The sequence below is a fragment of the Paenibacillus sp. YYML68 genome, assembly GCF_027923405.1.
Taxonomy (GTDB): domain Bacteria; phylum Bacillota; class Bacilli; order Paenibacillales; family NBRC-103111; genus Paenibacillus_G.
This window is the reverse complement of the sequence record NZ_BQYI01000001.1, coordinates 4,361,819-4,383,581: the sequence shown is the minus strand read 5'-3', so window position 1 is coordinate 4,383,581 and position 21,763 is coordinate 4,361,819. Positions and strand designations below refer to the sequence as shown.

The 21,763-nt window shown below is 56.1% G+C and carries 17 protein-coding genes and 1 riboswitch; of the genes, 16 read left to right on the top strand and 1 reads right to left on the bottom strand.

Going from position 1 to position 21,763, the window contains the following annotated elements; translation table 11 throughout:
* Position 1 precedes the first annotated feature (1 nt).
* The 11 genes from PAE68_RS19670 to PAE68_RS19620 all read left to right on the top strand — a co-directional run bounded on the left by PAE68_RS19670 (position 2) and on the right by PAE68_RS19620 (position 16,464).
* Entirely contained in the window at positions 2-4,138 is a 4,137-nt protein-coding gene (locus PAE68_RS19670) for an S-layer homology domain-containing protein (RefSeq protein ID WP_281889780.1), read from the top strand.
* 165 nt (positions 4,139-4,303) lie between these two features.
* Positions 4,304-5,995 (top strand): methyl-accepting chemotaxis protein, encoded by a 1,692-nt coding sequence (locus PAE68_RS19665; protein WP_281889778.1) that lies wholly within the window; start codon positions 4,304-4,306, stop codon positions 5,993-5,995.
* A gap of 174 nt (positions 5,996-6,169) precedes the next feature.
* The gene (phnD, locus tag PAE68_RS19660) at positions 6,170-7,117 is read left to right on the top strand and encodes a phosphate/phosphite/phosphonate ABC transporter substrate-binding protein (RefSeq protein ID WP_281889776.1); all 948 of its coding nucleotides are present in this window, start codon (positions 6,170-6,172) and stop codon (positions 7,115-7,117) included.
* 5 nt (positions 7,118-7,122) lie between these two features.
* Entirely contained in the window at positions 7,123-7,869 is a 747-nt protein-coding gene (gene phnE / locus PAE68_RS19655) for a phosphonate ABC transporter, permease protein PhnE (protein WP_281889774.1), read from the top strand.
* Position 7,870: 1 nt separating this feature from the next.
* Entirely contained in the window at positions 7,871-8,617 is a 747-nt protein-coding gene (gene phnC, locus PAE68_RS19650) for a phosphonate ABC transporter ATP-binding protein (protein ID WP_281889772.1), read from the top strand.
* 238 nt (positions 8,618-8,855) lie between these two features.
* The gene (gene selD, locus PAE68_RS19645; RefSeq protein WP_281889771.1) at positions 8,856-9,908 is read left to right on the top strand and encodes a selenide, water dikinase SelD; all 1,053 of its coding nucleotides are present in this window, start codon (positions 8,856-8,858) and stop codon (positions 9,906-9,908) included.
* Between the two features lie 37 nt (positions 9,909-9,945).
* Positions 9,946-10,989 carry a tRNA 2-selenouridine(34) synthase MnmH gene (gene mnmH / locus PAE68_RS19640; protein WP_281889769.1) on the top strand — a complete coding sequence of 348 codons (1,044 nt, stop codon included), beginning with the start codon at positions 9,946-9,948 and terminating at the stop codon, positions 10,987-10,989.
* A 196-nt stretch (positions 10,990-11,185) separates the two neighbouring features.
* Positions 11,186-11,740 carry a hypothetical protein gene (locus tag PAE68_RS19635; RefSeq protein WP_281889767.1) on the top strand — a complete coding sequence of 185 codons (555 nt, stop codon included), beginning with the start codon at positions 11,186-11,188 and terminating at the stop codon, positions 11,738-11,740.
* Positions 11,737-12,432 carry a sulfite oxidase-like oxidoreductase gene (locus tag PAE68_RS19630; RefSeq protein ID WP_397379115.1) on the top strand — a complete coding sequence of 232 codons (696 nt, stop codon included), beginning with the start codon at positions 11,737-11,739 and terminating at the stop codon, positions 12,430-12,432. Before PAE68_RS19635 ends, PAE68_RS19630 begins: the two co-directional genes overlap by 4 nt.
* Before the next feature lie 139 nt (positions 12,433-12,571).
* Complete coding sequence (locus tag PAE68_RS19625) at positions 12,572-13,714, top strand: metallophosphoesterase (protein WP_281889765.1); 1,143 nt, start codon at positions 12,572-12,574, stop codon at positions 13,712-13,714.
* 174 nt (positions 13,715-13,888) lie between these two features.
* Positions 13,889-13,971, top strand: a riboswitch (cyclic di-GMP riboswitch).
* A gap of 87 nt (positions 13,972-14,058) precedes the next feature.
* Positions 14,059-16,464 carry an EAL domain-containing protein gene (locus PAE68_RS19620; RefSeq protein ID WP_281889763.1) on the top strand — a complete coding sequence of 802 codons (2,406 nt, stop codon included), beginning with the start codon at positions 14,059-14,061 and terminating at the stop codon, positions 16,462-16,464.
* A gap of 17 nt (positions 16,465-16,481) precedes the next feature.
* Here PAE68_RS19620 and PAE68_RS19615 read toward each other — a convergent pair whose 3' ends face one another.
* Positions 16,482-16,976 carry a MarR family winged helix-turn-helix transcriptional regulator gene (locus PAE68_RS19615; RefSeq protein ID WP_281889761.1) on the bottom strand — a complete coding sequence of 165 codons (495 nt, stop codon included), beginning with the start codon at positions 16,974-16,976 and terminating at the stop codon, positions 16,482-16,484.
* Between the two features lie 184 nt (positions 16,977-17,160).
* Here PAE68_RS19615 and PAE68_RS19610 point away from each other — a divergent pair, with 184 nt between their 5' ends.
* Genes PAE68_RS19610 through PAE68_RS19590 form a run of 5 tightly spaced genes read left to right on the top strand, consistent with a single transcriptional unit; the run spans position 17,161 to position 21,652 of the window.
* Positions 17,161-18,699 carry a spore germination protein gene (locus PAE68_RS19610; protein ID WP_281889759.1) on the top strand — a complete coding sequence of 513 codons (1,539 nt, stop codon included), beginning with the start codon at positions 17,161-17,163 and terminating at the stop codon, positions 18,697-18,699.
* On the top strand, positions 18,696-19,895 hold the full coding sequence (locus tag PAE68_RS19605; RefSeq protein ID WP_281889757.1) for a Ger(x)C family spore germination protein: 1,200 nt from the start codon (positions 18,696-18,698) through the stop codon (positions 19,893-19,895). The genes PAE68_RS19610 and PAE68_RS19605 overlap by 4 nt, the downstream gene beginning before the upstream one ends.
* Positions 19,895-20,125 (top strand): hypothetical protein, encoded by a 231-nt coding sequence (locus PAE68_RS19600; RefSeq protein ID WP_281889755.1) that lies wholly within the window; start codon positions 19,895-19,897, stop codon positions 20,123-20,125. The genes PAE68_RS19605 and PAE68_RS19600 overlap by 1 nt, the downstream gene beginning before the upstream one ends.
* The gene (locus PAE68_RS19595; RefSeq protein WP_281889754.1) at positions 20,125-21,237 is read left to right on the top strand and encodes a GerAB/ArcD/ProY family transporter; all 1,113 of its coding nucleotides are present in this window, start codon (positions 20,125-20,127) and stop codon (positions 21,235-21,237) included. Before PAE68_RS19600 ends, PAE68_RS19595 begins: the two co-directional genes overlap by 1 nt.
* A gap of 49 nt (positions 21,238-21,286) precedes the next feature.
* Positions 21,287-21,652, top strand: a complete 366-nt coding sequence (locus tag PAE68_RS19590; protein ID WP_281889752.1) for a DUF2512 family protein — start codon at positions 21,287-21,289, stop codon at positions 21,650-21,652.
* Positions 21,653-21,763 lie beyond the last annotated feature (111 nt).

The window sequence follows — 21,763 nt, the reverse complement described above, 5'->3', positions numbered from 1 at the left end:
GATGGGGGAAGAGATTCTCCGCATTTTCGACGATACGATTAATGATTATGTGACCTTGACCGTGCCGATCTCGGCGAACCGGCTGAAGCTGGGTGATAACGTCATCTCGATTCGGGCCGGCTCGAAGGCTTCGCCGTTCGATACGCGTACAGAGGAGAACAAGGACGACTTCGACGTGCGCAATGTGCGCCTCGTGCTTGCCGACGGAACCGAGATAAGGGATTCGCGCTACAGCGATAAAGAAACGGTGCTGAAGATGGGCGACAGCGCGGGCAAGCATCCGGTCATCGACTTCGAGTTCGCGCTTGGTGCGGAGCACCTTGCCTCGAAGGCTTATGCGTGGGATACGCGTCAGCTGGTGGACGGTCTGCACGAGGTGAAGGTCGCACATCTGAATGACGGGGAGAAGAAGGCCACCATTACCGTAGATAATACGCCACCTGTCATCCAGCTGGAGCTGACCGACGGTCAGACGTACAAGGGGCCGTTCACGATTCAAGCCGATGTGACGGACGTTCATGCAGGTGTGGACAAGGTGGAGGCATGGATCGACAGCGAGCCGATCGTTATGCCGTATGAGACGTCCTCGGCGAAGCTGTCTGCCGGTGATCATACGGTGAAGGTAAGAGCGGTGGACAAGATCGGCAATGTGTCCGAGCAAGCGGTGACGATCCAGATTGAGCCGGAGCACCCAAATGCTCCTGAGCTGGTCGCTCCGCAGTCCGGTGTCGAAGGCACGCTGACGAATGCACAGCTTACGGTGCGAGTATCGGACCCGACGAATGATGCGATGAACGTCTCCTTCTTCAGGGGCTACAAGTATACGGCGGCTTCGGGCGCATCGTTCGATGCTTACCAGCACGCAGCTGACGTCGAGCCGCCGAAGCAGAGAGTGCTGCCGGGCGAGCACCGTCTGAACGATGAGCAGCGGGAGCTGATCGCAGAGCGTGACGGACGCTACATGACGAACGATTCGATGACACAATTCCCGTACCAGCGCTTCGAGGTGATGGTGGACGATTCGGTTCAGCCAACGGATCTTGTGGAGATGAACTGGTCCGGGCGCTCGCTGGAGGGACGTAAGGTGACGCTCTATGCGTGGAACGAGCAGCAGGGCGAATGGTCGAAGCTCGATACGAAGGTGGCCGCTAGCGACGACTTCGAGCTGAAGGCGTCTGTGAAGGCTGGCGACTACATGCTTCAGCAGACGATATATGTGCTCGTGCAGGATGAGATTCCGCCGACACCAGCCGATTACGATTATTCGTTCGTCTGGATGAGCGATACGCAATATTATTCCGAGAGCTACCCGCACATTTATCAGAGCATTGTGAAGTGGATTGCCGAGAAGAAGGACGAGATGAAGATCAAGTACGTCGTGCATACCGGCGACCTGGTCGATGAAGCGGATAAGGCTTACCAATGGGCAGAAGCGTCGAAGAACATGAAGGTGCTGGAGGACGCGAGCATTCCTTACGGCGTGCTGGCGGGCAACCACGACGTGGCGGGCAAGTCAGGAGCGTACGATTATTACTGGCAGCATTTTGGCGAGGAGCGCTTCAAGCGTCAGGAGACGTTCGGCGGGTCGTATGACAACAATCGCGGCCATTACGATCTCATCTCTTCACACGGCAACGATTATATATTCGTGTACATGGGCTGGGGCATCGGCGATGCCGAGATCGCATGGATGAACGAGGTGCTGCAGCAGCACCCGGATCGGATGGCGGTGCTGAGCTTCCATGAGTATTTGCTCGTGTCGGGCAACCGTGCTCCGATTGCGGACAAAATTTTCGAGCAGGTAGTCGTACCGAACAAGAACGTCGTCGCTGCGCTATCCGGTCACTATCACGATGCCGAGCTGCTCGTTGATCAGATCGATGACGACGGCGACGGCACGCCGGATCGCAACGTGTATCAGATGCTGGCTGATTATCAGGGCGGACCTGAGGGCGGTCAAGGCTACATCCGTCTGATGCAGTTCGATATTGACAACAACAAGCTGCATATGAAGACGTACTCGCCGTATCTCGACGATTACAACTATTACGACCCTGCGCAGTATCCGGGCAAGGATGAATTCTCGCTCGATCTGAGTCTGCAGCCGAAGCTTAAGCGCGTGTCGACCGACTACTTGGAGCTGAAGGTGTACACGGATCAGCAGATCGGTACTGTGCAGCAGGCGGATAGCGGGACAGAAGCAAGGACGAATTGGTTCGGATTGGTGAAAAACAAGCTCCACCAATGGTACGCCGTGGCAGAGGATCTGTTCGGCGGCCGCACGGTGTCGGACATCTGGAGCTTCGTCACCGGTGATCGGGACGACGAGACAGGCTCCGGCGGCGGTTCGTCGGGTGGCGGTCAGCCTGGCTCTGGCGGCGGGGGCTCTGGTGGCGGCCAGCCTGACCCAGGCCCAGATGGTGGCTCCTCGGGTGGTAACTCCGGTCAGCCGCAGAAGATTACGTCTATTACACTGACGGGTCAATCGGAGCTGTACATTGGAGAGCAGGACGTAACGGTAACGTCGGTTGTCTATAGCGGCGGCTCTAGACAAGTTACCGAAGGAGTGACGTATTCCATCACGAATACGGCTGTAGCTACTATTAATACGTTAGGTCAGCTTACTGCTGTAGGCGCTGGTACAACGATCGTTAAGGCGAGCTATGGCAGCTTTACCGCGGAGTACACGCTTGTCGTCAGACCGAGGCTGGAGAGCATTGAGCTGTCCGGCATTCCGAGCTTGCTCATGAGCGGCGATGTTCGTGCCTCCGTCTTGTACGGACACTACAGCGACAGCACGAAGGCAGCGATGACAGCTGGCGCCGTGTACAGCAGCTCGAGCCCGCAGGTTGCCACTATAGATGCCGCAGGCGTCGTACGTGCGCTTGCAAGCGGTCAGACCGTGATTACTGCGACCTACGCGAGCTTGATCTCAACTGTGAAGCTGACGGTGGAGGAGCCATCAAGCAGTGATTCAGCACCGGCTTCAGGCCAAGCACCTCCTGCTGACCTGAGCAATCAGGAGGCTGTCGAGGTGACGACGGAGCAGCTGAAGGAGCTTGTAACAGAGGCTGGCATCGTCGTGCAGCTTCAGGCGGATAAGAAGGAGCTCGTGCTGCCAGGTCTCGTCTCGACTCTCGCTGGTGAGAAGCCGATCGTGGTGCAAGCACAGCAGGTGAGCTTGGCGGTGCCGAGCGAGGTGCTCAAGACATTGAGTCGCCTCGTGCCAGCCGAGCAGCTGGCGGACAGCCGCATCGTGCTGAAGGCTGAGCCGGTGCAAGCTGCGGAGGCTGACAAGCTGCTTGCGGCAGCCGGACAGCAAGCTGGAGCAGCAGTTACCGCAGCTGGAGAAGTGTACGAATTCAAGCTTGAGATTATGACGAAGGATGGGAAGTCGAGCGAGCTTAGCCGCTTCGAGCAGCCGATCGAGCTGACGCTGGCAGCCTCGACTAGCGCGGACAAGCGACTTGCGGGCATTTATTATGTCGCAGACGACGGCAAGCTGGAATATATCGGCGGCACGTGGAGTGACGGCAAGCTGACGGCACCGATTACGCACTTCAGCAAGTATGCCGTGCTGGAGTACAGGAAGAGCTTCTCCGATGTACCGTCCAGTCATTGGGCGTCGTCGACGGTAACGGAGCTCGCGGCGAAGCATCTGATCGACGGAGTCAGCGCGAACGAATTCGCGCCGAACGCGGAAGTGACGCGGGCCGAGTTCACCGCGATGCTGGTGCGTCTGCTCGGTCTTAAGGCGAAGACGACCGACAGCCGCTTCTCGGATGTAGGACGCGCGGATTGGTACGCTGACGCTGTTGCGGCAGCAGTCGAAGCCGGTATTGTAGAAGGTACTAGCGAGCATATGTTCTCTCCACAGGCGCCGATCAAGCGTCAGGAGATGGCAGTCATGCTGCTTCGTGCGTACAAGCTTTCGCCGAGCGCAAGCGCAGCAGCTCCTCAGCTGAAGTCAACCTTCGGGGACATGAGCGATGCGCCGCAATGGGCGAAGCAATCGGTCGAGGAAGCTTATAGCCTGCAGCTCGTCCAGGGACGCGCTGCGGAGCTGTTCGCACCTCTTGGGCATATGACCCGTGCGGAGAGCGCACAAGCGATTTTGAATGTACTGATGAAGCTGTAATTATATCGTGCCGGGAGGCGCGTCTGCTCTTGAGAGAAGAGTGGACGCGTCTTTTTTCGCCCAGCTACCAAATCTTAACACGGGCTTAATACGGGGAAGTGTACAATGTACCCGAAGACTTCATTCGGTATAACGTACATGACCAAGTGGGAAGCGGGGTTTCGCATGAGGATCAATATTGCCAAGCAAATTATGATCGGGTTCATTGTCGCGCCGCTGCTTATCATCGCTACTGGCGGCACGTCCTATTTTTATTTAGGGCAAGTGAATGACGCTTACGCAGCTTTGGTGAATGAACGTGCGCGGGCGGCGCTGGACACGCATGTGATTCAGTATGATGCCGCGCAGCAGATGAATTTTTTGAACGCATACTTCGCGACGCAGGAGAGTCAATACTTGCAGGGCTTTCAGTATACGAATGCGGACTTGACTGCGATGGTCGATAAGGTGTCTCCGCTGCTGCCGGAGGAGCACCGAGAGCCGCTCCAGGAGATTCAGACGAAGAATAAGCAGCTGCTGGAGCAGTCCGCTAAGGTGGAGTCGCTGCTCAAGAGCGATCCGCAGCAGGCGCGTATTGTCATCAGCTCTGAGGTGTTCTCCACCGGGACGGAGATTGTGAACCTCGCTAAGGTCGTCGTCGATCAGCAGGAGCTGTTGATGAAGGTTTCGAGCGAGGAGAGCGCAGGGCTCGTCGAGCATACGCGGACGATGATATTAGCGGCCAGTCTTGGAGCGGTCGTCATTGCCCTTGTCATCGGGATGGCGCTCGCCGTCAAGTTCACCCGATCCTTGCGACTTGTGAACCGACAGCTGGAGGAGATTGCACAGGGCGATGGAGATTTGACGAAGGAGATTCGCATTGAGTCGAAGGATGAGTTCGGTCAATTGGCCAGCTCGTTCAACCGGATGCTCGGCAACCTGCGCAAGCTGGTTCATCAAGTTAGCGAGAATGCCGACAACATTGCACGGTACACGTCTCATATGAAGGACAATACGTCGAGAACCGGACAAGCTGCCGAGCAGATCGCAAGTACAGTCACAGAGGTCGCCGCTGGTGCCGAGAAGCAGCACAGCAGCGTCATGGAGAGCTCACGCATCATCGATGACATCTCCGAGCACGCGAAGCGAATCTCCATTAAGTCGGAGGGCGTATCCGTGAAGACGAGCCATACCCGAAGCACGGCATCAGACGGTAACGCGTCGATCCAAGCGGCTATGCAACAGATGTCCTCGGTTCATGACAAAATGTCGCTGATGAAGGACATCGTATCCGGACTTCAGCAGCGCTCTCAGGATATTGGCAGCATGATTCAGCTTATTCACGACATCGCGCGGCAGACGAACCTGCTCGCGCTTAATGCGGGCATCGAATCGGCGAGAGCCGGCGAGCACGGCAAAGGCTTCGAGGTCGTCGCCAAGGAGGTGCGCAAGCTGGCGGTGCGTTCCTCTGAGTCTGCCGATCATATTATTGAAGCGATTGCGCTCATTCGGGACGAGACGCAGAAGGCGGCCCTGTGGATGCAGGCGAGCATGGATGAGGTCACGGAAGGCTTGCAGCTCGTGAATGATGCCGGAAGCTCGTTCGATCACATCGTCCGCACGATTCACGAGCTGGATGATGAGTTCCAGGAAGTCGTGCGCTCCTCTGCGGAGATGGCGGCCGAGACTGCGCATGTCGCGGAGACGATCCACACGGTAGCGGAAATAGCGGCAACCCATTCGGAAGTGTCCAGCCACATCCTGCACGCATCGACTGCGCAGCAATCGACGATGGGGGAGATGACCGCATCGACGCAGGAGCTAGCTATGATGGCCCGTGAGCTGGAGGAATCGGTACGGCGCTTCAAGGTGAAGTAGGACGACAGACGACACGGTAGGCTGTACATGATGAAGCGGCAGCTGATGCCGCCGAAGGAGCTGTGAGCCATTGGCCGCGGCTCTTATTTGTGCAGGCGGGCTTCTTTTCATTAACCGTAAACTATGCTAATCTGAATAGATGTAAACCTAACCACATATGAAGGAGAGAAGATCATGTTCCGGAGAAGAAAATCGTTTCTGGCATTAACAGGTCTTGTGCTCTCTTGCTTCGTCATGGCAGCGTGCGGCAGCAACGCCCCGGCAGCGGACAAGACAGCAGGACAAGCAGGGCAGCAAGCAGGAGGAGCCGCAGTACAGGAGGAGTTCCTAATCGGCGTGATCCCGGCGCAAGGCAGCAACCAGATGAAGATCGGTGCGGACAAGCTTGCGGAGGTGCTCGGCGAGAAGCTGGGCCGTAAGGTGCGCGCTGAAGTATATCCTGACTATAACGGTGTTGTCGAGGCGATGGGAGCGGGCAAGGCGCATATGGCGTACCTCGGACCATTGACGTATGTGGAGGCGCATGAGCGCTACGGAGTGAAGGCGGTCATGACACAGCTGATTAATGGCAAGCCGTTCTACTATTCCTATCTGATCGCGCCTGCGGATTCCCCGTATCAATCGTTCGATGATGTCGTGAAGCAATCCGACTCGATCCGCTTCGCATTCGGAGACATCAGCTCGACGTCGGGCAGCTTGATTCCGGGCATTGCGCTGAAGAAGGCTGGCGTGTTCAAGACGCAGCAGGAGCATAAGTTCAAGAGCGTGACCTATACGGGCGATCATACGGCTACAGCGCTTGCGATTCAGAACAAGCAGCAGGACATCGGCGCCATTGATAGCGCGATATTCAACAATCTCGTGAAGCAGGGCAAGGTGGACGGTACGAAGATTAAGACGGTATGGCAGTCTGAGGAGCTGTTCCAGTATCCGTGGGCGGTCATCAAGACGGTGTCGGATGCCGATGTGAAGAAAATTCAGGAAGCGATGCTGGCGATTCAAGATCCGGATGTGCTGAAGGCATTCGGTGGAGCAAGCAGCTTCATTGAAGCGAAGAATGAGGACTATGCCGCTATTCGTCAAGCAGCCATTGAAGACGGAAGGCTGAAGGTGAAGCAGTAGCGAGCATGAGAGTCTTACCTGTTGCAGCTGTCATCGTTGTGCTACTTGTATGGTCCGGACAAGGTGTCGGGATCGACCTTGCTTTATTTCGCGATATCGGCAACACGTACCGGTTCATCGCGGAGCACTGGCTGCCGCCGGACGCCTCAGATTGGCGTCCGGCGTTTCAGGCTTTGCTCGATACGCTGCAGATTGCGCTGTTCAGCACACTAGCTGCGGTGCTGCTGGCATTGCCCGCAAGCTTCCTCGCAGCTCGCAGCTGGACGCCGGCCCGATGGGTGTACGATGCCTCGCGGACGTTTTTCAATTTATGCCGCTCGGTACCGGAGCTTGTGCTTGCGCTCATTTTTATCCCGACGCTCGGCCTCGGTCCGTTACCTGCAGTTATCGCGCTTATTATTCATAACGTCGGCGTATTCGGCAAAATGATTTCGGAGATGATTGAAGCTATGGACGACGGGCCGCAGGAGGCGGTAAGGGCGGTCGGCGGCACGCGCTTGCATGTCGCTCTGTACGGTATATTGCCGCAGATGCTGCCGCTTGTGCTGTCGCAGTACTTTTATCGGCTGGAGGTTGCGATTCGTACCTGTCTCATTCTCGGCATCGTCGGAGCGGGCGGGATCGGTCAGATGCTGTACAACGACTTCAAGCAGTTCATGTACCCGAAGGTGACGTTCGAGGTCATCCTCATCATGGCTCTAGTTACGCTCGTCGACTATACGGGCGCCTTCATTCGAAAGAGGGTGAATTAAGGTGCTGGAGCTACGTGGAATTAGTAAAACGTATAAATCTGCTGCCAAGCCCGCTCTGGCCGCTGTTGACCTGCGCATTGAGGAAGGGGAGTTCGTCGCCATTCTCGGTCGAAGTGGAGCAGGCAAGTCGACATTGATTCGCTGCATTAACCGACTCGTGGAGCCGGATGCAGGCGAGGTGCTGTGGCGTGGGCGCAGCATTACGGCGATGCAGTCGGAGGCGCTGCGGGCGATTCGGGGCGAGATCGGGATGGTGTTCCAGCACTTCCAGCTGCTCCCCCGGCTATCGGTGCTGACCAATGTGCTAGCCGGCCGCTTCGCGGTGATGCCGCGCTGGCGTAGCCTGCTCGGGCTGTTCAGCGAGGCCGACCGGGCTGCTGCGCTTGAGGCGCTGCGCCAGGTCGGTCTCGAGGCGTTGGCGCAGCGGCGCGTTGAGCAGCTGAGCGGCGGACAGAGACAGCGCGTCGCGATTGCGCGCGTGCTGATGCAGCAGCCTCGCCTGCTGATCGGCGATGAGCCGGTGTCGAGCCTTGATGTGGTGACAGCCGGGCGCGTCATGGGCTATATTCAGTCGCTCCATCGGGAGCAAGGGCTGACGGTCGTGATGAACCTGCACGATCTGCAGCTCGCTCGAAGCTGTGCCTCGCGCATCATCGGCATGGCTGGCGGACGCATCGTCTTCGATGGGACTCCTGACCAGCTTGGCGAGGCTGAGCTTGAGCTGATCTACCCGCCGGATGACGTTTAGAGTGATTTGAGGGTTCAGGTGAAGTATATCGAAGATTTTAAGTCATATCGAAGATGGCCCTCAATTTGGCTGCGCCAAATTCGAGGCTTGCCATAACAGATTCCGATATATACGGAATCTGTTATTCCAGGGGTAATACCAAAGATGGCCCTCAATTTGGCTGTGCCAAATTCGAGGCTTGCCATAACAGATTCCGATATATACGGAATCTGTTATTCCAGGGGGGGGAAGAACGCGTATGTCTTCTGTTGAAAATGTAAAGCTGACCAGCCTGTCGAGCAAGGGAGGCTGCGGCTGCAAGATCGGTCCAGGCGAGCTGTCTCAGGTGCTGAGCAACTTGCCTCCAGCTGAGCTGAACCCGAACCTGCTCGTCGGGATCGATACGAGTGACGATGCGGGCGTATACAAGCTGAACGATGAGCTGGCGCTCGTACAGACCGTCGACTTCTTCACGCCGATCGTGGATGATCCATATTCGTTCGGACAAGTGGCCGCGGCGAATGCCATTAGCGATATATACGCGATGGGCGGCAAGCCGCTTACGGTGCTCAACATTGTGGCGTTCCCGATCAAGAAGCTCGACAAGCAGGTGCTGGCCGACATTCTCCGTGGCGCTGCAGACAAGGTCAAGGAGGCTGGCGCTACGCTCGTAGGCGGACATTCCATTGACGATAATGAGCCGAAATTCGGGCTTGCGGTGACCGGTCTCATTCATCCGAACAAGGTGCGGACGAATGCGGGCGCGAAGCCGGGCGACAAGCTCATTCTGACGAAGCCGATCGGCGTTGGCATTCTGACGACGTCGATCAAGAAGGATCAGCTGAACGCGGACGAGGTCGCGCAGGTAACGAAGGTGATGGCGACGCTGAACAAGACGGCCGCCGAGACGATGGAGCCGTATGATGTGCATGCTTGCACAGATGTCACAGGCTTCGGCCTGCTCGGTCACGCGCTGGAGATGGCGCGCGGCGGCCAAGTCGGCGTGCGTATCGCTCAGCCGAACGTGCCGCTGCTGCCGCGGGTGCGGGAGCTGGCGGAGGCGGGCTTCGTGCCGGGCGGCACGAAGAACAACTACGCCCATCTGGAGGGCGCGGTGACGTTCCCGGCTGACCTCGATCAGCTCGACCAATGGATTCTATGCGACGCGGTGACGTCCGGTGGACTGCTCATTGCGGTCGAGGCCGCTCAGGCGGACAAGCTGCTCAGCGAGCTGCGGGCAGCTGGCGTCGATGCTCATGAGATCGGTGACATCACAAGCGAGCACCCCGGACATATTGTCGTGACGAAGTAACATCAACAAGACTTTACCTGCAAAGGAGAGCATGGCCATGTTTCAGGATATTACGGTAGCTGAGCTGCTGGAGCTTCAGCGCAAGCGGGAAATCGTACTCATCGATGTACGGTCGGAGTCCGAGTATGTGGACTCGACCATACCGGGGAGTCTGAACATTCCGCTGTTCAACGACGAGGAGCGGGCTGAGGTCGGCACGCTGTACAAGCAGGTCAGTGTAGACGCTGCCAAAACGAAAGGTCTCGAGCTTGTGTCGCGCAAGCTGCCGGCCTTCATCCAGTCGATCGAGCAGGCCGGTCCAGGACGCAAGGCTGTGTTCTGCTGGCGCGGGGGAATGCGAAGCAAGACAAGCGCGACGGTCACTGCCTTGATGGGGCTGCGGATGTACCGGCTCACAGGAGGCTTCCGCGCTTACCGCAAGTGGGTCGTGGAGACGCTGGCGAGCTTGACGTCGTTGCCTCCCTGCTATGTCATTAATGGCTATACGGGCAGCGGCAAGACGGAGCTGCTGAACCGTCTTGCTGCTCGCGGCTATCCGGTGATCAATCTCGAGGCGCTGGCGCAGCATCGCGGCTCCATCTTCGGTCAGATCGGCCTTGTGCCGAACAACCAGAAGACGTTCGAGTCGCTTCTGCTACATGAGCTGCTGCGGTACCAGGATGCTCCATTCTTGATCATCGAGGCGGAGAGCAAGCGGGTCGGCAAGGTCGTGCTGCCTGACCTCGTCGTTCAGGCGAAGGAGAACGGTACAGCGCTGTTCGTCGAGATGCCGACGAAGGAGCGCGTTAAGCATATATTGAGCGACTACAAGCCAGAGGAGCACAAGGCTGCATGCATTGCGGCCTTCGAGCTTATCGCCGATCGCATTCATACGCCGATCGCCGCACAAATTCGCGAGGCGCTGCAGCACGATCGGTTCGACGAAGGGGTCGAGCTGCTGCTCCTGTATTATTACGATCCGCGCTACCAGCACGCGACCGATAAGTATGAGAAGGAGCGCATCCCGATTCAGGCGACCGATCTGGACGACGCGCTGAAGCAGATTATGAAGCTGCTGCCACCGCTGGAATCGGCAGAGTGACGCTCGGTAGAAGTCGAGAGGGCCGCAGCAGATGACATACGCGAAGCGTGAAGCCCGGTGGAAGCTCAAGAGAGCCGCCGACGACTAAGCGTAGCGTGAAGGCTGGCAGCCGTTCAAGAGAAGACGTTGCGGGAGACGGCGACGTCTTCTTTTTTCAACCTGGAGCACCATGATCTAACAAGGAGATGACACGAGCATGAACGTTCAATCGGAACAGCAGCGACGCGAGGCGGAGGAAGCAAGACGGCTGCTGGCGGCGAATCCCGATCTCGTATTCGAGGAACGGATCCGTCTGACCCTTGAGAAGGCGGACGCCGAATTCTGGCTCAAGTTCGCCTTGGAATGGGGAGGCGCACTGTACCTGCTCGACGAGACGAACAAGAAGCGGTATGAGAAAGGACTCATCGAGCACGATGCATATGAATATGCGAGGCGCACGTACAGGCTCGGTCTCATTACACTAAGTCAGCTGTATGATGGGCTGAAGGAATGGGAGGCCGCAGGCCACAACCCAGCAACGTATACGTACTCGATGAATTCGATCGACTGCAGCTTCATTCCGGCTTATCTGGATGACTTCAGCCGGGTGCACGCGGCCGGAGCGGAGTCATGCGCACGCTGGATCGAGGCGATCCGTCAGCAGCTGTCTGCACTCGGTCCGTCTGATGAGGCGGCACGAGCGATCCATACGATGGTCAGCGAGTATATTACACATATTCATCTGTATGCCGAGGGAGGGAAGCTGCAATGAAGAGACATGATAAAGCGGAGAAGCTGAAGCAGCAGTCTGCACAACAGACGCAGTCGATGGGCGTGGAGCTGCCGGGCTTCGAGCACCGCTTGCCGCCAGGTCAAGTATGGACGGATCGATTCCCTATCCTTCATGAAGGTCAAGTACCGGAGTACGATATGGAGCAGTGGACGCTGCGCTTCTTCGGTGAGGTCGAGGAGGAGCGGACGCTCACTTACCGTGAGCTGCTCGCCTTGCCACAAGTACAGGTGAAGTGCGACATTCATTGCGTCACGCGGTGGTCGAAGGCGGATACGCACTGGGAAGGGGTACGCTTCCGCGATGTGCTGGAGCTGGCGGGCATACAGGCGAAGTCTGGCGCTGTTTACGTGATGGTTCATGCGGATCACGATTACGAGACGAATGTGCCGCTCGCTGATCTGATGGGCGACGATGTTCTGCTGGCGCATTCGTATGACGGCAAGCCTCTCACGCCGAAGCATGGCTGGCCGCTGCGGCTGCTGGTGCCGCACCTGTACCTGTGGAAGAGTGCCAAGTGGATTCGCGGCTTCGAGCTGATGCATGACAATCGGCCGGGCTTCTGGGAGCGCAACGGGTTTCATCTGGAGGCAGACCCGTTCCGCGAGGAGCGCTTCTCGGGGGAGGACCTCGGCTTGCCTGAGGACGAATGGGTGCACAAGGAGTACGACTGAGCTTATGACGGTGACGAGGAAGCTCTGACCAGTGTGTACCGCGTTGTGCAGAGCTGTTCATTGTGGGACAATAGTAGCCGTTGCGGTAGATGGATCGAGGCTTGCACACAATAGTTAATTGAAGGAGATCAACCTTGCCATGAGAAAGCAGCTGTTCCTGTTCCTTGCGATCGTAGCCTTGCTGGTGGCGCTGCTCGTATACATCGGGTGGGCCGGCTCGGCGTACTGGCAAGCCATATTGCCTGAAGTCCCACTTGTCGTATACGTGACGGTCTATGTGCTGCTGGCCTTCGGCTACATGCTGGCCATGCTGCTGCGCAGAGTGCTGCCATACCGCATGTTCAAGCTGCTGAGGCAGGTTGGCTCGATCGGCATGGGGCTTCTGTATTATGCGATTCTGCTCGTTCCGCTCGGACATCTAGCTGTATGGGGGCTAATGGTCGGAGGTATGACCAAGACAGGGGCTATCGTCTCTGTCGGTACGGTGCTCGTGGTCGTGCTCGCTGTACTGGCTGTCATCGGGCTGCGCAATGCGTGGAGCCCGGTCGTTCGCCGCTACGAGCTGACCATCGCGAAGCGGCTTGCAGGGCGACAGGAGCTGCGCGTAGCGGTCGCCTCGGATCTGCATCTTGGCACGATGGTCGGCACGCGTCATCTGCGGAGGCTGGTGAGGCAGGTGGAGGCGATGAAGCCAGACCTGATCTTGCTGCCGGGTGACGTGCTGGACGACAGCATCGAGCCGTTCGTGCAGGAGCGGATGGAGGGCGTGATGCAGCAGCTGCGAGCGCCGCTGGGCGTCTATGCCGTGCTCGGCAACCACGAGTATATCGGTGGTCACGTGAATGAGTATGTGGAACGGATGAAGGCGATCGGCATCGAGGTGCTGCTCGACCGTACGGTCGAGCTCGAAGGGGGACTTGTCATCGCTGGACGCAAGGATTACGCGGTCGAGCGCTTCGCCAAGTCTGCCCGGCTTACGGTGAGTGAGCTGCTGGACGGCATCGATCGGACGAAGCCGATCGTGCTGCTCGATCACCAGCCCTACAAGCTGGATAAGGCTGCCGAGGCCGGAGCGGACATCATGCTGTCAGGTCATACGCACCGCGGCCAGATGATGCCGAACCATCTCATTACACGGCGATTGTTCGAGCTGGACTGGGGTTATGTGCGCAAAGGCTCCATGCACGCGCTCGTCTCGTCAGGCTTCGGCTTCTGGGGCCCGCCTATGCGCATCGGCAGCCGCTCAGAGCTGCTTCAGCTGGACATCAGGTTTACTTCATAGATGGTCATATGGCTGCTCGATCCAAGACTTGCACCTACGTGCGGGAGACGGATCGAGCAGCCTTTTTGTGCTTTTGGATGAGGCTTCGCGTCATGGATGGAGCGGTCAAGAATTTAAGTGAAACGCTTTCATTATTCGGAATATTATGTTATAACAGAATTAGCTCATGTTGTATATTGGGATTGGCAAACCTTGCGAAAGCAAGGGACGCAAAACTACAGGGGCTACGCGAACACGCTTGCCAGCCAGCTGCCGTCTCGTAGAGACGACAACGAACGCTTAAGTTAGCCCTCCGTTACAGACAGACGATGATGACTATATGCTTCAAACCGGAGGTATGCTCCATGATATCATTTATTATCCTTCTAGCTGCTCACCTCATCCCGATCTCCGTATTGTTTTTTATCGCGATGGAGACGCTTCAGCGTGACCGCAAGGGCTTATTGAATCGAATTGCAGCCGTTTTTTTCTTCTTAACGATCGTGCTCCTGCTGGGAAATATGTTGACGAGTATCGTTCAGCTGCCCTTCGCCGAAGCTTTTGTTTATATTTCCGTTTTTATACCTGCTTATCTCATCATGTGCTGTGTGATTCTGTTCTTCGCGGAGCTAACGGAGATGAAGCGCATATGGGGGCACAGGCTAATTCAAGCGTTGTCTCTGATGCCGCTTCTTGCTGTAATGGTCACGTTATATTGGAAGCCGGAGCAGCTGATTCAGATCGACAGCATCGGCATGTGGAGCTACCAGACGGCACAACCGATGCTGCTCGGTATGACGTTAGGAGCGGCCGTCTATACGATCGTTCTGTCCTCCATATTTATAATCTCTTGTCTACGCTCTGCCGACCACACCGCTATCAAGCTTCGCCGTAAGCAGCTGAAGACGGTGCTAATCGGACTGGGCTTCGGAGGAATGTGGGTCGTAGTGCTTACGATGCTTCGCGGCCTACAGCTCGTCCCGGAGATGATGCGGGTCGTCGACTTCAGCCTGTTCGGTGTCATGATCTATGCGCTGTTCATGCGGTATGCGATGATCAAGTACGATCTGCTGCCCTCTATTGAACGGAAGTATCAGGTGCTGTACGAGCTCTCGCCTATGGCCATTCTGCTGCTGGATCGAGACGGATATATCCGTGAGCTCAATTCAGAGGCACAGGCTATGCTGAAGCTGTCTAAGCCGAAGGACAAGTCGAATCTAACCCGTTTGTCGAGTTATATGGAGCTTGTGGCAGAACCAGTTGAAGCTGACGATCGCCGTAAGGGGTCTCATGAACCGATGTTCAAGGGCGAGTATAAGGTTAACCTCGGTAATGGAAGCCTCAAGTACGTGAGAGCGGACAGCGAGGCTATACATACAGCAGGAGAACGATTCCAATGTGTGGTTCTGCTCGACATAACAGGTATGAAGGAAGCCGAGGAGCAGATCAGGCACATGGCCTACTTCGATAAGCTGACCGAGCTGCCGAACCGGTATATGATGCAGAGAAAGCTTGAGGAGCACCTGCTCCACGGCATGAAGTTCGATGCGCCCTTCTCGATGATGGTGCTTGACTTGGACGGCTTTAAGAAAGTTAACGACACGCAAGGACATCACGTCGGTGATCGACTGCTGGAGCATGTGGCAGCTCTGCTGCGAGGTGCTGCGCTTCCGAATATGACCGTTGCGCGGCTGTCTGGAGACGAGTTCGCGATACTCGTGCCGGGACTGTCCGGTTTGGATCGAATTCAGGCTTATTGTCAGGAGCTGTACCAGCGCTTCCAGCAGCCGATTGTGTATGAGGGTAAGTCGCACTACATCTCGGTGAGCATCGGCGTCAGCAGCTTCCCGGAGCATGGGCAGACGGCGGAGCAGCTGCAGCAGCATGCGGATCTGGCCATGTACCACGCTAAGAAATCGGGTCGTAATCGCGCGGTCATCTTCGACCCTTCGATTCATCATGAGGAGCGGGAGCGCTTCCGGATGGATGGTTGGATTCGTAAGGGGCTGAAGCAAGGAGAGTTCGCGCTTCATTACCAGCCACAGGTGCATATTCGTTCGGGGAAAATGATCGGCGCAGAGGCGCTTATCCGGTGGAATCATCCAGAGAGGGGGCTCATCTCACCTGGATTGTTCATACCACTCGCGGAGGAATCGGGCACCATCGTCGATATCGGCTACTGGGTGCTGGAGACGGCCTGTGAGCAGCTGCGCGATTGGCTGGAGGCTGGCTATGAGCCGATTTGTCTGTCTATTAACTTGTCGGCCAAGCAATTCCAGGACCCTAAATTCCCTCAGGTTCTCGCAGAGACGCTTCATCGCACCGGCATCGACCCGTCGCTGCTATGCCTTGAGATTACGGAGCGCACTGCGATGCTGGAGCAGGAGCAGAGCAACGTGCTCTGTCAAGAGATCATGGCACTCGGCGTCAAGCTGTCGATCGATGATTTCGGCACTGGCTACTCGTCGCTCGTATTGCTCAAGCAGCTTCCGGTGCATTCGATCAAGATCGACCGCTCGTTCGTGATGGAGATGGAGAGCAATGAGAACGACCGGGCCATTATTAAAGCGATGATCGCCATGTCCCATAGCCTCGGTAAGAAGGTCGTCGCTGAAGGTGTGGAGCAGCGTGGACAGTGGGATATGCTGGAGCTGCTCGGCTGTGATGAGGTGCAGGGCTATGTCGTCAGCCGTCCTGTAGCGGCGGAGCAATTCGTCCGCTTTCTGGACCACAAGAACAAGCCGCATAATCGAAGCAACGCCGCAGGATAAGCTGCGGCGTTGCTTAGCTATGCTTCTTTTGTGGCTTCATCGCTTGGCAGTGCATCGGTCTCCTCCTGTTGCCATTGCAGCTTCATCTGGCGCTCCGCATTAGCTCCCATTCGGTCTAGCAGCTCCAGCGCAATCTCCAGCTCTTCCTCCGATAAGCCATCGGTCAGCACACTGCGCCAAGACACGATGACGGCGCGCACCTCATCCTTGATTTCCATAGCGCGCGGGGTAAGATAGACGCTGTAATACCGTCTGTCTTCGGCGCGCACCTCCCGATAGATGTAGCCTTGCTCCTCCAGCTTCTTGAGTGCTCTGGCTGTCGTTCCCTTGTCAATACACAGATGCTCGGACAGCTCCTCTTGACTTAACCCGTCTCTCCAGTATAGCGCATTCAGGAACATAAACTGCCCTCTGCCTATTCCATACTTTTCCAGTCGATCACCCATATACATTTGACCGTAGCGATACAGCAGCGATATCCAGCGGGGTATTGTATATTTTTTCTCAGCCATGCCGCGTGCTCGCCTCCCCTTATTATAGGCTAAGCCAAGTATACGGGCTGACTACTGTAGTCGCAACTCGTAGTGAGTGTCCGGGCGATTTTTTTGCAACTATTCCTCAGAATGACTGCATGAATACGGTCGTAGATGCAAAAAATAGCTGTATATAGCCATAACGATGTGTGAGGCGATCAACGTGAACGATAAACCTGGGCCGACGGTTTCACTGGAAAGTAAGATCGGTGATCGTTACGAAGAGTCGAAGCAGCTGATGCTGCAGCAGTTCGATCAATGCTCGGATCTCATTCTCCGTGAGATTTACATATCGGATGCGAATGTGAGAGCTTTTTTCCTATACATAGACGGCATGCTGATGTCAGAGGACTTGCAGGAGCATGTCATTCGTCCACTGCAGGAGCTGAAGCGAGACACGCTGGATCGTCTTACAGACTTGAGCGAGTTGGGCAAGCAGGTGCTGAGCGTATCCAGCTTCGTTCAGCTAGAGCGATATGAGCGTGCCGTTCACGATATATTGGCAGGCAGTGCCGTATTATTCATAGAGGGACAGGCCGGGGCATTGCGACTCGATATCGACGGCACGCCTGGTCGCTCAATTACGGAGTCGTCAGTTGAGGTCGTCATCCGCGGTCCGAGGGAGGCGTTCACCGAGAGCCTGCAGACGAACCTCGGGATGGTGCGCAAGAGGCTTCGCAATGCGAGCATGAAGACCATTCCATTCGAAATAGGTGAGCAGTCAAGAACGAAGGTCGTTCTGCTCTATATGGAGGGGCTCGCTGACCCGAAGGTGATTCAGGAGGTGAAGCGCAGGCTGGAGGCGATCCGCATCGATGCGATTCTGGAGAGTGGGTATATCGAGGAGCTGATCGAGGATAACTCGTATTCACCGTTCCCGCAGCTGCTCTATGCAGAGAAGCCGGATTCCGTCGTCAGTCAGCTTCTAGAAGGGAAGTTCGCAATTATGATCGACGGTACACCGATTGTGATAAAGGGTCCGACGACGTTCTGGCAGATGCTGCAGGCGTCTGAGGATTACTATGAGCGATATATGATCTCTACGCTCGTGCGCTGGCTTCGCCTGCTGTTCATCGCGGTAGCGCTTCTGATGCCAAGCTTGTATATTGCGACGACGACGTTCCATCAAGACATGCTGCCTACCACGCTCATCCTGAGCATCGCAGCAGCGCGTGAGGTCATTCCGTTCCCGGCGCTTGTAGAGGCGCTCATCATGGAGGTGGCGTTCGAGGCGCTACGCGAGGCCGGGATAAGGCTGCCGAAGACGGTCGGTCAGGCGGTCAGTATTCTCGGGGCGCTCGTAATCGGTCAAGCAGCGGTTGAGGCTGGAATCGTCTCCGCGCCGATGGTCATCGTCGTATCGCTAACCGGTATAGCCTCGTTCACCGTGCCGCGCTTCAACATGGCGATTGCGATTCGAATGCTCCGCTTTCCGCTTATGATTCTCGCCGGTGTATTCGGTCTGTTCGGCATCGTCATTGGTGTGCTGTGGATTACGACGCATCTGTGCCTGCTGCAGTCGTTCGGCACCCCTTATATGTCGGGCTTCGCTCCGTACCGGAAGAACGAGATCAAGGATATATTCGTCAGGGCGCCTTGGTGGAAGATGACGCGTCGTCCGGAGCCGACTGTCGGCAATGTACAGCGCATGCCCAGCAAGCTGAAGTCGATCATTATGAACAAAAAGGACGATGCGCCATGAGACGTTGGACAGGAGCACGCTCCTTGGCCGCTGTGCTGGTGCTGCTGCTGCTGAGCGGCTGCTGGGATCGTAAGGAGGTCAACGACGTCGCATTCGTCGCAGCAACGGGCTTCGATAAGACGGGGGATGAATACCGCGTCACGGTGCAAATTCCGCTGCCGAGCCAGCTCGGCGGCGCAGGCTCCAAGGGCGGCGGGGGCGGTACGTCGGGCGACAAGTCGTTCTTCATCGACTCGTACACTGGCGGTACCATACGAGATGCGAATAAGAAGCAGCAGCAGGCGATGTCCCGTCAGCTATATTTTGCCCATCGGCGTACAGTCGTGTTCAGTGCAGAGCTTGCCAGAGACGGTCTTACGCCTGTGATAGATGTTTTCATCCGAACACCGCAAAATCGGCTCTCCGCTATACCGGTCGTATCCATGGGAGAGGCGCGCAGCGTGCTGAATGCCGAGGCGTCGATCGAGCAGCTGCCGGCGGAGATGATTCGTGAGCTGGCACAGAACTTTACGGTGCGTCCGATTACGCTTCGCTCGTACGTACAGGCGCATCTGGCGAAAGGCATGGATGAGATGCTGCCTCTAATCAAGCTGGACAAGACATCTCCCGGCTCATATGGAACGGCGAAGTCGAAGGTGAAGTGGATGGGGCTCGCCTTGTTCAAGGAAGGGCGGCTCACCGGAACCTTGGAGGGCAAGGATGCGATGTATGTGCTCATGCTCAGTAATAACGCCAAAAATCCGCTGATCTCCTTCGACGTCCCCCGGGGCAAAGGACAAGTTACCGTAATGCTGACTGAATTGACGACTGAGGTAAGTCCGGTCCGCACGAACGACCAACGGTTTCAGTTTGATATTAGGATCAGCGCCAAAGGAACGATGATGGAGAACGCATCCTTGTACGATCCATTGCCGGATGAAAATTTGTTGCAGCTGAACAGCGCCATCTCCACACAGATCAAGTCTGACGTTGAGCGCGTTCTACGTGAGCTTCAGATGAAATATAAATCCGATCCGCTCGGCCTAGGTGAATATATACATCGCAGCTACAAGCAGGAATGGAGAGAGATGGAGCGGGAATGGAATGAATTGTATTATCCCCGGCTCAAGTTCGATGTGAGAACGAACATACAGATTAATCATCCTGGCGCCGTGACGAAGCCGTTCGGATTGATTGAGGAGGCGGTTATTGAATAATGCTGATCGTCATCACTCAAGCGGTCGTATTCATTGTGTTCATCTGGCTCGCTCAGTGGAAAGCATATCGGAAGAAGCATCGGTTGAACCTGTGGTTTGCCGTTATGCTATATGTCGCATGTGCTGCCATGTGGGTCATCGATCAAGGTACTGAGAATCCGATCCATCCGCTGACCGAGCTCGATCGGTTTTTGAGACGATGGATATCCTCTTATCAAGGAGCGGAATGATGGAGCAGCAGCTATCGAATAGACAAATTGTTCTAATCGGCTCTAGTCTTGTCCTCAACACCACTTTAATCAGCGCCCCGATGCTGATGACCAAGGCGGCAAGTCAAAGCGCGATATTCGGCTACGTGCTGCCGTTATTGGTTGTCGGGCTATGCTGGCTGCTGCTGGCGAGGACGATGGCCCGGTATCCGGGGCGTGATCTGTTTCAAGCGATGACGACTCGCTTCGGTAAGCTGGGCAAGCTGGTCATTATCGCTTATGGCGGCTACTTTTTTCTTATATTAACAAGAGATATGAGGTCTATCGTAGACTTCGTCAGCTATTCCTTGCTGCCCACGACGCCTGGCATCTTACTGGCGCTTGCAGTAGGAGCAAGTCTGGTGTTCATCAGCCGAGGCTCGCTCACGGCGGTGGGCCGGATGACGGAGATCTACCAGACATTCCTTATCATCGTCATCTGCATGCTCCCATTCGCTCTGGCTAAGGAGATTGAGATTAACAATACGCGTCCTTTCTTGGAGACGGGCATATACGAAATTGCGACTGCCAGCTTCTATGCTTACGGCTACATCGGCGAGCTGTGCCTGCTGCCGTTCCTCATTACAGCGCAGCCGTACCCTCGCAGAGCAGGGCTGCTCGGCCTGCTGCTGGGCATCGGTCTGCTTCAGTTGCTCATTGTGCTATGCATGACGGTGATGAATCCGGACTTAACGAGCCAGACCGTCTATCCGAACTATCATCTCATACGGGAGATTCGGATTACGGACTTCCTGGACCGGTTCGACCTTGCTATTGTCGGTATATGGCTGCCAGCGGCGATCGTGCGCACGAGCATCATCTTATATCTGATCTGCCGCGCCGTCGTTCGGGTCGTACCGCAGATGGACGAGGCACTAACTGCCGCTCCCGTTGCCCTGGCCGCAGTCGTCGGTTCGATCTGGTTCTATGAGAGCTACTTGCAGCTGATGGGCATGATGAAGCGCTGGCCGCTGATAACGGTTCTGTTTACCGGGCTCATGCCGGTGCTGTTGTATTTATTTTTACGTCCGAAGAAGGCCGGGTCGTCGAGCGGGAAGCATAAGCCGAAGGCGTCTGGGCATTCTAGCATATAAGAGGCTTAGGCCCGTGACGCATTGCGCATATGAAGGAGGAGATCGGATTATGTTTCAACGCATATCACTCAAGCTGCTGCTGAACGCGGCTCTGCTTATTCCGCTCTTGTATTTGTTCTCGGACGCGACCTTTTGGCAGATGGTCGGCACGAGCGTCGGCTTAAGTGTATTGGGGTACGCGGCGGTCGATCAATGGGTGCTGCGCAGGTCGGGCAACGTGGTGGCTACCGTTACAGATGCTGGTCTAACCGCATTGTACTTGCTGCTTGTATCCCGGTACGTAGGCTGGTCCATGTCCGCTTGGGGAATCGTCATTACGTCTCTTGTCATCGGCGCCCTTGAGTACATGTATCATGTGATCCTAATTCGATGGGACAAGCGCAGCAATGCGTTCTCATATCGGGACATTCAATAATCAATTTGCTTAAATTGTTTTAATTTTGTAATATATTTTTAAGCTTCTATTAATCATCGTAATTTATACTATTAGTGGATGAAGAAACTAGACTATTTTTCGGATAGGACG